Here is a 14,503-nt window from a genome sequence, read left to right on the forward strand (position 1 = left end):
TTCCCTACACGAGGCCGTCCCGGTCTACGTGGCCTGCGCGGCGGGCCGCCGCGTCGGCAGGCGCGCTCGGCGCGCCGCGCGCGAGCGCCTTGCACAGCGCGTTGAGCCACTGCACGTAAGGCGCGTTCGGATCGCTTTGCGGCAAGCCCGAGACCGCCGCCACCGTGCCGGGCGCGCTGCCGCGCCACCAGGCCGACTGCCGGTACGGCACCAGCGAAAGCGTTTCGTTGACGATCGTAAAGCCGAGCGCCGCCTCGCTGTGCGCGGCCCGCGCGCGCGCCGCGAGTTGCCACAGCAACGCAAGCTGCTGGCCGTCGATGCGGACCTGCTGCGCCGCCTCTTCCGGCATGCCTGATTCGCTCATGGCCTCACCGCGCCGCGAAAGTGGCCCAGCCGCTCATGCCGGGCAGCAGTTCGGGCGCGCTGCCGGTCAGCGCGCCCGTCACGTCGACGGTCTGCGTGACCGGATCGACGCGCGCGCCGATGCGCGCGACCTTCGCCGGATAGCTCCTGCCGACTTCGTCGACCTGCACGTTCAGCGCATGACCGGGCTTGAGCCATAGCAGCCACTTCGACGGCACGATCATCTTCAGTTCGAGATGGCTCGTATCGACGATCGTCAGGAGCGGCTTGCCGGCTTCGGCGAACTGCTGCGGCGCGGCGCTGCGCTTCGACACGCGGCCGTCGAACGGCGCCGCGATCGTGCATTTGTGCACGGTCGCCTGCATGTACGCGACGTCGGCCGCGCTCGCCTTCTGCTTCGCCGCGGCCTGCTGCACCTCGAGTTCGCCGACCGAATGCAGCGCGACGAGCTTCTGGTTCACGCTGAGCAACTCGCGCGCGCCGTCGGCATCAGCCTGCGCCTTGCGCAATTGCGCGCTGTAGAGCGAGCAGTCGAGCGACACGAGCGTCTGCCCGGCGCGAAACGCGTCGCCGTCGCGAAACGGCAGCGAGGCGATCTTCGCCGAGATTTCGCTCGATATGTCGACCTGATCGCGTGACACGAGTTGGATGCGGATCTTGCCGTCGGGCAAATCTTGCGGCACGGGTTGGGCCGCGGCTCCTGCTGCTGCCGCTGCCATTGCTGTGGGCATCGTTGCTGCCACCGCCGGCGTCCCACCCGCCGCCGAACGCGCCGGCGCAGTCGCATTCGGAGACGCAACGACCTGCGCCGTCATCAGTAAAGCAATACCGCTGCCTGCACACACCTTCAACCACGGTTTCATTGCGGCTGTGCTCCCGCTGCGAGCGCTGCCGCCGCCGTTTTCGTCGGCCCCGGCTGCGCGGCCGCGACCGTGCTGCCCGCGTGACCGAGCGCGTCCCAGTGCTGCTGCTCCTCGCCGATCGATTGCGTCAGCGACGCGAGATCGTGACCACGCACCGCGTCCGGCACCGGATCGAGCCCCAGCGTCGCGAGCATCTGCCCATACGCGCTTTCGAGTTCGCCGTAGCTTTGATAAAGGCGCAGTTCCGACATCATCGCGCTCGTCGCCACGCGAATCTCTTCGAGCTTGCCTTGCGCGTTGGCCTGCGTCGCGTTGTGCGTGTGTTCGAGAATCTGCTGGTCGACGTCGTTCATCTGCCTGAACAGATCGAACTGGCGCTGCTTCGCCGAGAGTTCGCTGCGCGCGACGTGCACCTGCGTGAGCACCGCCATGCTGAGCGCCATGCGCTGCGTCTTCGCGACTTCGAGTTGCGCGTCGGCGGTGCCGCGAATCGTCTTGACGTTGAGCAGATTCAGCAGGTTCCAGCTGATGCTGATACCGGCCGCGCGCCATGCGTTATAGACGAGAAAGCTGTTGCTGTCGTAATGGCCGCCCAGTTCGAGTTCGATGCCCGGCAGCAGCTTCGCCATCGCCTTGTGCGTTTCGTTGACGCTGATGCGCTCGTTATAGCTCGCCTCGACCAGTTCGGGACGGCGCTGCAACGCGGTGTCTTCCATCTGCGGCATCGGCATGTCGAAGTCCGGCACCGGAAAGTCCTCGCTCGCGGCGAGCGTGTAGTCCTTGCCCGGTTCGAGGTTCATCAGCGCGGCAAGGCGCGGCTTCGCTTCCTCGAGCTGGTCGCGCACCGCTTCGAGCTGCCGCATCAGATCGAGCAGCGAGTGCTGGTAGTTGAGCGTATCGATCGGTGCGCGCAGACCCTGCTTCTGCGCCGCGCGCGAATCGTCGAGCGCGGCGCGCGCCGCATCGAGCAGCGGGCCGATGCGATCGTGCAGCCGCTGCGCGCCGAGCGCCTGCCAGTACGCCTCGCGCACCTGCTGCATCATCAGCTGCACGACCTTGCGGCGGCGCTGTTCGAGCACGAGCACGTGATCGGCCTGCTCCTTCGCCTCGTAATAGCTGACGCCGAAGTCGAGCAGGTTCCACGACAGGTTCAGGTCCGCGGTGCGCGAGTTCTGATCGGTCGAGAACGACGGAATCAGCGACTCCTCCTGCGTGTACAGACCTTCCGACGACGACGCGAGCGGATGGTTGCGGTTCGTATAGCCGGCCTGCGCGGTGAGCTTCGGCAACAGATCGAAGTTCGACAGATCGAGTTGCTTCTGCGCGAGCGCTTCTTCCATCATCTTCAGACGATGGTCGAGGTTGTAGCGGATCGCGCGCGCCATCGCCTCGTCGAGCGTGATCGGGCCGCTCACCGGCTGCTGGCTCGCGAACATCGACGTGCGATCGGCCTGGGCCGTCTGCACGCGTTCGGCGTCGGTAAACGGCACGGGTTTGACCGCGCAGCCGGACAGCCACAACACGGCGGCCGACAGCGCAATGAGCGTGGGACGCGGTGCGCGCACCGCAAGCGACAAGGATTTCACGTCGGCTGATCTCTTATGGAAAAAGTGGAAAGCGGAACAGGAATGCGAGGAAAAGAGACTCATGCGCGCGGCTCCAGCGAATGCGTCGCGCGGTTGTCGACGGCTTCGGCATGCGCGACCTTTGCGCCGGCTACGCCCGCGCGCGTGACATGCAAGGCCGCGTGCGCGCTCGCGAACTGCGCGCTCAGCGAAGGCTTCGCGGGCGGCAGCGCGGCATGCGGCGGCGCGCTTTTCACCGGCTTCGGCGCGGGCGCGTGCGGGGCCTGACGGTGCGCCGCGTCGAGCGACACGACCACTTCGCGATGCGTCACGCGGCCGAACGCGTCGCGCACGGCCAGCGTCACGCGCACTTCGTGCACGCCCGCGGGCGGCACGCCGGAGAGTTCGCCGCGTGCCGCGTCGTAGTGGAGCCACGACGGCAGCGGTTCGCCATCGGCAAGCGTGATGCTCACGTCGTTGGCGATGCTGGTTGCGCGCGTGTCCGGCGAGTTCGGCAGAAGCGCGGCCGTCAGCAGCGCGAACGAGCCGTCCGCGTGACGCTGCGGATGCACGTCGAGCGACGCCAGCACCTGCAGGCTCGCGGTTTCGTCGCCGAGGTCGGGCGGCGCGATCGAATCGAGCGGACTCACGTGCGTGTCGCCGAGCGAGCTGTTGTGCTGGTCGTCCTGCGTAAACGTGCGAGTCGGCGGCAACACTATCGTGCCGAGTTCGGCCGGCGGCTTCAGCGCTTCGAGCACGATCAGCGGATTCGACACACCGTCGCTGTAACCGGTGGTGCCGCTGACGATCAGCGGATTCGTGCGCGACGGATTGAAGACCGGCGGCGCGACGATCGTGGGCGTCGCCAGCGGCTCGTCCTTGTGCTCCGGCAGGGTCGGCGTGCCGGACGGCTGCGTCGTGGCGACGACCTGCACCGTGCGCGTCGCGGGCGCGCTCGACGCGACGCCGTCGCTGATCGCGAAGGCGATCGTGCGGCTGCTGCCGGTGCTCTCGAACCGCGTGTCGCGATACGAGACCGCGGCGAGCGCGGCCTGCCATTGCGCGAGCGTCGCCGTGCCGCTCGCCGAGGTGAGCCTGAGCACGCCGCTCGCGGCATCGTAGGCGGCGCTGATGTCGCCGGTCGCCGTGCCACCGCTCGTGAACGCGAGCACGTCGTGCTGCGGATCGAACGTACCGCTGAACGACACCGTGGCCGAGGTCAGCGGCGTCGGGTTGCGGTCGGTCAGCGTGATGCCGTCGCCGACCGCAAGCGCGTCGGCCGCGTTGCCGTTGGCGGTATAGCTCAGCGTGACGCCGCCGCCATCGACGATCAGCGTCTGATGCGTGGCCGTCACGCCGACTGCGCGCGAGAGCGCGACGCTCGCCTTGGTGCCGTCGTTGACCGTGAAGCTGATCGTGCGCGTCGCGGTGTTGGGCGTGATCGCGGTGTCGGTGTAGGTGATCGAGCGCAACGCCGTTTGCCATTGTGCGAGCGTGGCGCTCGCGCCGGTCGAGGTCAGTGTCAACACACCGGTCGCAGCGTTGTAGCTCGCGGCGATGTTGCCCATCGTCGCGCCGTCGTTCGTGAACGCCAGCACGTCTTCGCCTGCGTGGAAGCCCGTGCCGATCGTGACAGTCGCCGAGGCCAGCGTCGTGTTGTCGCGATCGCTGAGCGCGATGTTGCTGTCGATCGCGACTGGCTTCGACGCGGCGTTGTCGCCTGCCACGAACGATACGCTGCCCGTGCTGGTGGTCGAGATAAGCGGCGTCTGGTCGGTATCGGCCACCGTCACCGTGCGCGACAGCGCCGTGCTGGTTTTGATTCCGTCGTTGACCGCGAAGCTGATCGTGCGCATCGCGGTATTCGGCGTGATCGCCGTATCGGTGTAGGTGATCGAGCGCAGCGCGGCCTGCCACTGCGCGAGCGTCGCGTTCGCGCTGGACGAAGTCAACGTCAGCACACCGGTCGCGGCGTCGTAGCTCGCGGCGATGTTACCCATCGTCGCGCCATCGTTCGTGAACGACAGGACATCTTCACCAGCATGGAAACCCGAACCGATCGCGACCGTCGCCGAGGCGAGCGTCGTGTTGTCGAGATCGCTGACCGCGATGCCGCCATCCACCACGACCGGTGTCGACGCCACGTTATCGCCCGCCACGAACGCTGCACTGCCCGTGCTGCTCGTCGACAGCACCGGCGTCTGATCCGTATCGGTCACCGTCACGTCGCGCGACAGCGCGGTGCTGGTTTCGATCCCGTCGTTGACCGTGAAGCTGATCGTGCGCGTGGTGTTATTCGGCGTGATCGCCGTGTCGGTGTAGGTGACCGAGCGCAACGCGGCCTGCCATTGCGCGAGCGTTGCGCTCGCGTTGAACGAAGTCAACGTCAGCACACCGGTCGCGGCATCGTAGCTCGCGACGATGTTGCCCATCGTCACGCCGTCGTTCGTGAACGCCAGCACGTCTTCGCCGGCATGAAAGCCCGAGCCGACCTGCACCGTCGCCGAGGCGAGCGTCGTGTTGTCGAGGTCGCTGAGCACGATGCCGCCATCGACCACGACCGGTATCGACACCGTGTTATCGCCCGACACGAACGATGCGCTGCCCGTGCTGGTGGTCGCGATAAGCGGCGTCTGGTCGACGTCGGTCACTGTCACGTCGCGCGACAGCGCCACGCTGGTTTCGATCCCATCGTTGACCGTGAAGCCGATCGTGCGCGTGGTGTTGTCCGGTGTGATCGCCGTGTCGGTGTAGGTGACCGAGCGCAACGCGGCCTGCCACTGCGCGAGCGTCGCGTTCGCGCTGGCCGAGGTCAGCGTCAACACACCGGTCGCAGCGTTGTAGCTCGCGGCGATGTTGCCCATCGTCGCACCGTCGTTCGTGAACGACAGGACATCCTCGCCCGCATGAAAGCCCGAGCCGATCTGCACCGTCGCCGAGGCGAGCGTCGCATTGTCGAGATCGCTGACCACGATGCCGCTATCGATCACCACCGGCGTCGACGCGACGTTATCGCCCGCCACGAACGATGCGCTGCCCGTGCTGCTCGTCGACAGCAACGGCGTCTGATCGGTATCGGCCACTGTCACCGTGCGCGACAGCGCGGCGCTCGTCTTCGTGCCGTCGTTGACCGCAAAGCCGATCGTACGTGTGGTGGTGTCCGGCGTGATCGCCGTGTCGGTGTAGGTGACCGAGCGCAAGGCGGCTTGCCACTGCGCGAGCGTCGCGTTCGCGCTGGCCGAAGTCAGCGTCAACGTACCGTGCACGGCATCGTAGCTCGCGGTGATGTTGCCCATCGTCGTACCGTCGTTCGTGAACGACAGCACGTCTTCGCCGATGTGAAAGCCCGCACCGATCTGCACCGTCGCCGAGGCCAGCGTCGTGTTGTCGAGATCGCTGACCGCGATGCCGCCATCGACCACCACCGGCGTCGACGCGACGTTGTCGCCCGCCACGAACGATGCGCTGCCCGTGCTGCTGGTCGACAGCAACGGCGTCTGATCGGTGTCGGTCACCGTCACCGTGCGCGACAGCGCCGTGCTGAACTGCGAGCCGGCGTCGAGCACGAAGCTGATCGTGCGCATGGCGGGGTTCGGCGTGACCGCCGTATCGGTGTACGTGATCGAGCGCAGCGCGTCCTGCCATTGCTGGTTCGTCGCGCCGCTGCCCGTGAGCGTGAGCACGCCCGTCAGGGCGTTATAGTTGCCGTAGATGCCGTTCTGGCTCGTGAACAGCAGCACGTCTTCGCCCGCATGCAGGTTGCCGGTAATCTCAACCGTCGCGCTCGTAATCACGTCGCCGAGCGGATCGGCCACCACGAGGTTGCCGTCGACCGTGACCGGCGTCGATACCGTGTTGTCGCCCGCGACGAACGTGGCGCTGCCGGTGCTCGTCGTCGTCAGCGAAGGGGCGGAGCTGGTCACGTCGATCGTGTAGGCGACCGGCGCGCTCGTCTTCGTGCCGTCGTTCGCGGTGAGTTGCAGCGTGCGCGCGCCGAGCGGCGCGCTCGAAGCCGTCGAGAACTGCAAACCCTCGAGGATCGCCTGGTACTGCGCGACCGTCATACCGTTCGAGTTGAGCGTGTACGTGCCGGTCGCCGCGTTGAAGGAATCCGAGAAACCAGCCCCCATCGTTGCCGCGTTGTAGTTGAGCGTGATCGTGTCGCCGGACTGGAAACCGGACGCGATCTGCAACGTGAAAGTCATCGGCAGGGACGGCGTTACCGTACTGTCGCGATCGCTGAACGTCACGCCGCTGTCGATCGTGAGCGGCGCGCCGCCCGCCGGATACGTGACGCTGCTCGTCGAGGCGGTCACCACCGGCGTCTGATCGGTCGCGCTCACCAGGACGACTTTGATGACCGGCATGCTCGTCTTGATGCCGTCGCTAACCGTGAAACTGATCGTGCGGACAATGCCGCTCGGCACGATCGCGGTATCGGTGTAGGTAATCGAGCGCAAGGCAGCCTGCCACTGCGCGAGCGTCGCGCGGCCTGCTGAACTCAGCTCCAGTGCGCCGGCCGCGCCGGTGTACGTGGCGGTGATGTCGCCGAACGCGGCGCCGCCCGTGAACGCGAGCACGTCCTCGCCCACATAGAAGGTGCTGTTAAATATCACCTCGGCGGTGCGTATCGTCGCGCCGCCGCTATCCGACAGCGTGATGCCCGGATCGACCACGACCGGCGTCGAGGCCACGTTGTCGCCCGCGACGAAGCTCGTCGTGCCGTTGGACAAGGTCAGCACCGGCGTCTGGTCGGTCAGCGTCACGTCGACCGTGCGGGTCCACACGCTGCTGCTCTTCACGCCGTCGTTGACGACGAAGCTGATCGTGCGCGCGGCGCCGCTCGGCGCGGCCGCGGTATCGGTGAACTGCACCGAGCGCAGCGCCGCCTGCCACTGCGCGAGCGTCGCGATGCCGCCCGAGGACGTGAGCGTCAGCACACCGCTGGCGTACACGCCAGTGATGTTGCCCATCGTCGCGCCGTCGTTGGTGAAAAGCAGCGCGTCGCCATTGCTGTCGTAGTTGCCGATCGTTACGGAAGCCGACACGAGCGTCGTGTTGTCGCGGTCGGACACCGTAATGCCGCCATCCACCGTGACGGGCGACGCCGCCGTGTTGTCGCCTTGCACCCAGCTCGCATCGCCGGACGTGCCGGTCACGATCGGCGTCTGATCGGTATCGCTTACGTCGATCTGCGCGGTGGCCGCCGCCGACGACTTCGTGCCGTCGTTGACCGTGAAGCTGATCGTGCGGGTCGTGGTATCGGGCGTGATGGCCGTATCGGTGTACGTCACCGCGCTCAACGCGGCCTGCCATTGCGTGAGCGTCGCGCTGGCGCCCACCGAATTCAGCATCAACGTGCCGTGCACGGCATCGTAGGTCGCGGTGATGTTGCCCATCGTCGTGCCGTCGTTGACGAACGACAGGACATCCTCGCCCGCGTGAAAGCCCGTGCCGATCTGCACCGTCGCCGAAGCGAGCGTCGTGTTGTCCAGATCGCTCACGGCGATGCCGCTGTCGATCACGACCGGCGTCGAGGCCACGTTGTCGCCGGCGACGAAGTTCGCGGTCGTGCCGCTCGTCGTAATGATCGGCGTCTGGTCGGTGTCGGTCACGGTCACCGTGCGCGTCGCGACCGCGCTCATGGTCGTGCCGTCGTTGATCTGGTAGCTGATCGTGCGCATGGCGCTCGCAGGCGTCGTCAGATAGTTCGCGTACTGGACCGAACTCAGCGCCGCCTGCCATTGCGCGAGCGTCGCGCCGCCCGAGGCCGTCAGCGTGAGCGTGCCGGTGCCCGAGTTGTAGGCGCCGACGATGTCGCCCATCGTCGCCGGATTGGCAACGAACAGCAGCGAGTCCTGATCGGCCGTGAAGTTGCCGGTGATCTGCACGGTCGCGCTTTCGAGCGTCGTGCTCTGACCGTCGGCCACGCTCAGTCCCGAGTCGATCAGCACCGGCATCGAGGCCGTATTGTCGCCGGCGACGAATGCGGCCGAGCCGGGGTCGGTGGTGATCGTCGGGCCGCTCGTCACGTTTACCGTGTGCAGCGCGAGCGAGCTCGAAGCAACGCCGTCGTTGACCGAGATCGTGAAGTTGCGCGCGCCCGATACCGCCGCAGCCGACGTCGAGAACGTGACTGCATCGAGCGCGTGCTGCCATTGCACGAGCGTCGCGCTCGCGCCCACCGAAGTCAGCGTCAGCGTGCCGTTCGCGTTCGCCGTGATGCCGATGTTGCCGAACTGCGTCGAGTCGGTGTTATCGAACGAGAGCGTATCTCCGCTGTGGTAGCCGCTCGCGATCGAGATCGTCGCCGAGGCGAGCGTCGTGTTGTCCGCGTCGCTGACGGAAAAGGTGGAGATCGCCGTCGGTGTCGAGCCGGCCTGATAGCTCGACATGCTGCTGCCGCCGTCGACGACGATCGGCGACTGGTCGGTCGCGGTCACGTTCACGCTGCGCGAGGCGACGTTGCTCGTCGAGGTGCCGTCGTTGAACGAGAAGTCGACCGTACGCGTAACGGTGGAGGGCGTCACCAGCGTATTCGCGAACGTCACCGATTCGAGCGCCGCCTGCCATTGGGCGAGCGTCGGCGTGCCGCTGGCGGTCAGCGTCAGCGTGCCCGTGCCGCTCGAATAGCTGCCGCTGATGCCGTTGACCGACACAAAGCCGAGCACGTCGCCCGCCTGCACGTTGGCGATCGTCACGGTCGCGGACTGCGCCGTCGACGAACCGCCGTCGGAAAGCTGCAGGCCGCTGTCCACCGCGACCGGCGCGCCGCCCACGCCGTTGTTCGCCGACGCCCATGAGGCGTTGCCGCTGCTCGTCGTGACGGCGGGCCCCGTATCGGTATAGGTGACGTTGTCGATATACAGCGAGAGCGGACCGTACGGATCGTTCACGTCGATCAGCGTGACCGATCGGGTGTTCTGGAAGTCGGGGTCGTTGGCGATCAGGCTCTTGATGCTGCCGACGAAGCCGCCTGCCGCCTCGGTCGCAATCTGCACGCGCGTCGCGGCATTGCCGTTCGCCTCGATATAGAAGTTGCCGTTGACCGAGCTGATGTCGAGATCCGACAGCGTGAAGGTATGGCCGTTCGCGAGCGAGATCGTGAACTCCGTCATCGGATCGTTGTTGACGTTGACTTCGAGGAAGCCGTCGTTGGGGGCCCCGGAATTGACGTCGCTCGGACCGGTCGGCGCATTGCCGTTGTTCCACACGCCTTCCTCGACGGAGCCGTCCGTCGTGTATACGACGCCGTCGAGCGTATAGCTCGTCCGATAGCCGAGGTCCTGGCCTGTGTCGTTGTTGGCCTCGGCGGCCGTGTCGAAGGTTTCGACCGTCACGCCGAGCAGCTCGTTGAACTGCGCCTGCGCGCTCGCCGATTCGATCACGGCCGTGTGCACGTGCCCGGCCTGGTATTCGAGCGTCCAGTTGCCGCCGAGCGCGCTCGCGCCGGTGTCGTCGGTCGATGCCGCGACGTTCAGGTGCGTGAGTGCCGCGATCTGCTGCACGAGCGCCTGGCCGTCGGCTTTTTGCGCGACGTCGCAGCCGTAGATCAGGAAGTCGCCGCCCGGCTTCATCGCCGCGCCGATCTGCGCGAGCTCGGCGCTGTAGGCCGAAAAATCCGCGCCGGTGAGCCACGTCGAGCCGGCCTGGATCGCGCCGTCCGTGCCGTGCGAAATCAGATGGATCGACTCGATGCCGTGATGGGTTTGCAGGTACTGCGCGATCTGCGCGAAGCCGTCGCTGTTCGCGTCGAGCACGACGTACTGCGTGCCGGCCGGCAAACCGGCGATCAATATCTGATAGTTCTCGACGCTCGGGTCGATGAAGACGACCTGATGCGAGGCGTCCGGTGTGGTGACGCTCGTGTCCTTGAGCGCGTGCGTGGTGGTGCTGGTGTCCTTGCTGCCCGTGCTCGTGTTCGTGCCGGCGCCCTCGCCGTTCGTTCCGTTCGTTCCCGCATCGCGTTGTGCCGCATTGGACGTACCCGACGCCGACGCGGAAGACGCCGCTTGCGAAGCCCCCTGGCCCGACGAACTCGCCGCGGCCGGATCGTTATGCGTTGGCTCCGCGCGATGCGCGTGTTCGTGCGCATGCGTTTCCGCGTGCGGTTTGGCCGCGACAGCGGCAACCGACGCGTCGTACACGACGCGCGGTTCGAGCGCGAGCAACAGGGGCGAAGCCGCGACACGCGGACGCGGCATTTCGCTGTCGGTACTCAAACGCTTGAGCCACTGCCTGACGATCTTCATGACGATACTCTCCCGGCCGCCGCGCGTTCGACACGCGCGGCGCCGCAAAACGGGACTGGACGAAAACGCTTTAGCCGCGCGACGGGAAAATCCCCGTCAACGCGACGATGAAGTTGATGCCGAGATACGGATTGCGCGTGTTGAACGGCAAGCCGCTGCCCGCATTCGCGTTGACGACGTTCGGCAGGCTGGCCGGCACCGTGAGGTTGAACGGCTTGAGCGTGGTGTCGGCGTTGGCGGTGTTGTAGACCGTCGCCGGATGGCCCGACGACAACGCGCCGCCGAGCACCGTCGTCGGTCCGGGAATATTGGTCACGCTGGTCGCGGGGGGCCCCGACGTGGCCGTCGTGCCCGTTGCGGCGGGAATCGCCACAGCAACCGTGGTCGGCTGCGTCGCACCGGTAACTTGCGTCGCGTGCGTGTGAACGGGCAATTGCGCCTGCGTCAGCGTGATGTTTTCGGCTCCGGCCTGCTCGCCGGTCACCACCGGCGCGAGACCCAGCCCCATCCCCACGCCGACCGGCGAGCGGCCCTGCAGGTTCGGCAGACCGAACGTGGTTTGGCCGTTGCCGCCGTAGTACGTGCCGAGCAGCGCGAACAGCGGGCTGTTTTGCGCAATCGACATGAGCTGCCCCTGGCACAACGCCCAGCCGTTGGGTGCGAAGTCGAAGCCCACCATGCGGATTTCACCGAGGTATTGATCGGACATGCTGCCTCCAGAAGAGAGAAAACGAAAACGACGGAAGAGCCGTGCGGCTGAGCGGAACGCAGCACGCGACGGCATGCGCAACGCAATGCGAAATGCGATGGGGAAAAAGGTGCAAGGCGGAATGCGAGGCTGCGTACAAGGCGCCGCGTGCAACGGCGTGCGGCGCGCCGCACCGCATGTCGTTGCACGCGCGCCGAATGGAACGCCGCGAAGAATGGAATGCGCGACTCATCACACCGCATCCGCCGCGCAAGCCGAACGCTTGCGATGAATCACCGCGCACAGCGTCCGCGCGCCCGATTCGAGCGGTCTGCCCGGCGAGACGAACAGCAGCCATGCACGGCCGTCGGGTGCGATGAAGCGATAGGTGTCCTGAGGTAACGCAACCGCCGGCGGCAACTCGAAGCTCGCCGAATAGCACTCGTGCTCGCCATTCATGGCGAGGCCCGTCCATGCATCCAGCAAACGCGTCTGCACGAGCGGCAACGCCGCCGCGTCCGCGCTCGCGAGCGTGAAGACCTGCCCAAGCGACGCCCTCAGCGCATCGTAGGCCGGCAAATCCGAAACCGCGTTCGACACTGGTCCCCCTCGATCGCAACGCGCGCGCCGTGCTGCCGATGCAGCGCGCCGGTTGCCGTCATTCTTGTCATGCTCTCAGTTCGCGCGCATTTGCCGTGATGCATCGCCGTGGCTTACAGCCCGGTTGCGCGTCGCTTTAATACGGGTCTACGGAATGACTCTTTTTCTCTATCGTTAGGCTTACGACATATTTCTGGAAAGCTTTAATGAATTCCACGGTGGTCCAATTCGATCATGCCGCGCCCTGCTTATTACTTGCTTGTGGTTTGCTTATCGTTTGCTTATTGTTTATTTATTGCCTGTTCATTATGTGCTTAATACTCTCTCATGCGCACACTGTCCGTGCATCGTCCCGCGACGTGACGGATGAAACGGCCTGCGCATCGAGTTGTATGTCGAGCGGCGCGCATTCGCGGCGCATCAACCCGTAGACGCCGCCGTCCTGTTCGCTGCTCTGCTTCACGAAACCCAGACGCCAGTACAGCGACTGCACCGGGTTGTCGGCCTCGACGTTCAGGGTAACGGGCAAGCCTTCGCGCACCGCCCCGGCGATCAACGCGCGCAATAGCCGCGTGCCGATGCCCTTGCCACGCCATGCGGGCAGCAAGGCGATATCGATGATGCGGACTTCGTCGCCGAGTTGCGCGGGCCGCCATGCGTGATACAGACGCCCGACCGGCTCCGCGCCGGCCAACACGACGTCGAAAAAAGCGTGTGGATAGTGCTCGCGGTAATACGTGTGTTGAAGCTGCGATTGATGCCGCAGAAACGCGTCGATGCGAGACGGCTCCCAACCGGTGCGTGCGAATTCATCCCAACGCGTGCTCACGAAAACGTCACAAAGAAACGCTTCGTCGGCGACACTGGCGGTGCGCAAGCTCACGATGCCGGCATGGCTTGCCGGACTTTCTAGCGGCGCTGCGGAATGAGTGAATTCGATCTTCATGCGAAAAGCATTGGTAAGCCGCTGAGCTGACGAATACGCGATAACGCCGAATCCTAACTAATTGTTACTTGCGCAGCAATAGAAACTGTGAAGAGTCAGAGAGCCGGTAATTTCCCTGATTGCCCGCGCATTTTTACCCGCTATGGTGACGCTAAAACGACAATGAATCGAAAGCATTTCGAGTGGAATTTGTGCAATTATTTAGTAAGGCATCTAAAGCACTTCGTCAGCCATGCAAGCGGCTGCGCAAATCGCGGAGTACCCCGCCTCAACGATCCGCCGGCGTGCTGCCGAACTGCGCGAATTCCTCGCTGAGAAAATCCACGCATACCCTCACCTTCGCGGACTGCGCGAGCCGCTCCGGATACACGGCCCAAACGTTGGCGGGTTGAGTCGCCTCGGGCAACAGCTGGCGTAACTGGCCGCTGTCGATGAGTCCGCGCACGTCCCACAGCGAACGCAGCACGATGCCGCGGCCGGCCAGCGCCCATTGCACGGCGACTTCGCCATGATTGGTCGACAGCGGTCCGGTGACCTTGATCGATACCGCTTCGCCGCGCACCGTGAGCCGCCACAAGCCGAACGGATGATCGCGCTCCTTGATGGCGAGACACGCATGCGAGGACAGTTCCGCGAGTTGCCGCGGCGTGCCATGCCGCGCGAGATAATCGGGCGACGCGCACAGCACGCGATAATTCGAGGCGAGCCGCCGCGCGATCAGATGCGGCGCGATGTCGTCGCCGATGCGGATGTCGAGATCGATGCCCTCGCCTGCGACGTCGACAAGACGATCGAACAGATCGAGCCGCACGCTCAGTTGCGCATAGCGTTCCGAAAAGCGTGCGAGCGCGGGTGCGACGAAGCGCCGGCCGAAACCGAAGCTGCTCGAAATGCGCAGCTTGCCGCCCGGAATGCGGCGCGTGGTGGAGACGTCCTCGACCAGTTGATCGACGTCGTCGAGAATTTTTTCGGCCCATGCATAGACGCGCTCGCCCGCTTCGGTAATCGCGACACGACGCGTGGAGCGATGCAGAAGGCGCGTGCCGAGCGTCGCCTCGAGCACGCCGATGCGTTTGCTGACATAGGCGGCCGAGACCGATAGCGCCTCGGCCGCTGCGCTGAAACTGCACTTGCGCGCGACTTCGCAGAACACGCGCAGATCGCCAAGATCGGGAGACGGGACGCTATTCATGGCGGCGCTCTTTATACACGAATCGTGTACAGTG

The 14,503-nt window shown here is 65.7% G+C and carries 7 protein-coding genes and 1 pseudogene; all 8 read right to left on the reverse strand.

What is annotated here, in order from left to right:
• Positions 1-43: 43 nt before the first annotated feature.
• A pseudogene (locus G3N58_RS24595) lies at positions 44-364 on the reverse strand (secretion protein HylD); the annotation flags it as partial.
• 4 nt (positions 365-368) lie between these two features.
• Positions 369-1,046: an efflux RND transporter periplasmic adaptor subunit gene (locus G3N58_RS24600; protein ID WP_346778294.1), complete on the reverse strand. Its 678-nt coding sequence runs from the start codon at positions 1,044-1,046 to the stop codon at positions 369-371.
• Positions 1,047-1,222: 176 nt separating this feature from the next.
• Positions 1,223-2,662, reverse strand: coding sequence for a TolC family protein (locus G3N58_RS24605; RefSeq protein WP_240158836.1), 1,440 nt, complete (start codon positions 2,660-2,662; stop codon positions 1,223-1,225).
• Positions 2,663-2,871: 209 nt separating this feature from the next.
• Positions 2,872-11,043: a DUF4347 domain-containing protein gene (locus G3N58_RS24610; RefSeq protein ID WP_206000436.1), complete on the reverse strand. Its 8,172-nt coding sequence runs from the start codon at positions 11,041-11,043 to the stop codon at positions 2,872-2,874.
• Positions 11,044-11,113: 70 nt separating this feature from the next.
• On the reverse strand, positions 11,114-11,752 hold the full coding sequence (locus G3N58_RS24615; protein WP_206000437.1) for a tail fiber protein: 639 nt from the start codon (positions 11,750-11,752) through the stop codon (positions 11,114-11,116).
• A gap of 231 nt (positions 11,753-11,983) precedes the next feature.
• Positions 11,984-12,331 carry a hypothetical protein gene (locus tag G3N58_RS24620; protein ID WP_167039581.1) on the reverse strand — a complete coding sequence of 116 codons (348 nt, stop codon included), beginning with the start codon at positions 12,329-12,331 and terminating at the stop codon, positions 11,984-11,986.
• Positions 12,332-12,656: 325 nt separating this feature from the next.
• A complete protein-coding gene (locus tag G3N58_RS24625; RefSeq protein ID WP_206000438.1) occupies positions 12,657-13,277 on the reverse strand; it encodes a GNAT family N-acetyltransferase in 621 nt (206 codons plus the stop codon).
• 268 nt (positions 13,278-13,545) lie between these two features.
• Positions 13,546-14,469 (reverse strand): LysR substrate-binding domain-containing protein, encoded by a 924-nt coding sequence (locus G3N58_RS24630; RefSeq protein ID WP_205988675.1) that lies wholly within the window; start codon positions 14,467-14,469, stop codon positions 13,546-13,548.
• Positions 14,470-14,503 lie beyond the last annotated feature (34 nt).

This window comes from Paraburkholderia sp. Ac-20342 (assembly GCF_017104985.1).
Taxonomy (GTDB): Bacteria; Pseudomonadota; Gammaproteobacteria; order Burkholderiales; family Burkholderiaceae; genus Paraburkholderia.